The following is a 479-nucleotide window of genomic DNA, read 5'->3' on the forward strand; positions in this document are numbered from 1 at the left end:
TGCTACCTTTTAATGTGAAGTTTTAGGTGAGACCTAGGATTTTTCCAGCCATCGCATCAAGGAGAAACAGGCGTGACCGGACCAAATAAGCCCCATGAACCAATGAGCGCCCTAGAACGGCTTGACCTCGGAAGAAGCTACTACGAAGACGGCAGATTTGATGAGGCTATCACAGTATGGTCAACCATCACCCGCGATGATAGCCCCAAGGTCTACGCACTAACACAGCTCGGCCTCGGACTCGCCTATAGAGACCAAGGCAAGCCGAGTCAAGCCATCAAAGCCTGGTCCAGCATAAGCCACGACGATGACCCCAAAACCTACGCACAGGCACAGCTCATCCTCGGAACCGTCTATGCCGATTTGGGCAAGCTGGAGCAGGCCATCGAAGCCTGGTCCAGCATAAGCCACGACGATGACCCCAAAACCTACGCACAGGCACAGCTCATCCTCGGAACCGTCTATGCCGAATCAGGCAA

1 protein-coding gene is annotated in these 479 nt (G+C 53.9%); it reads left to right on the forward strand.

Annotated elements, in window-relative coordinates; all coding sequences use genetic code 11:
* Window positions 1-72 precede the first annotated feature (72 nt).
* The coding region (locus tag HMPREF2609_RS04485) for a tetratricopeptide repeat protein (RefSeq protein ID WP_141745258.1) at window positions 73-479 on the forward strand (407 nt) is incomplete at its 3' end.

The organism is Rothia sp. HMSC058E10, assembly GCF_001809415.1.
In the GTDB taxonomy this organism is placed as follows: Bacteria; Actinomycetota; Actinomycetes; order Actinomycetales; family Micrococcaceae; genus Rothia; species Rothia dentocariosa.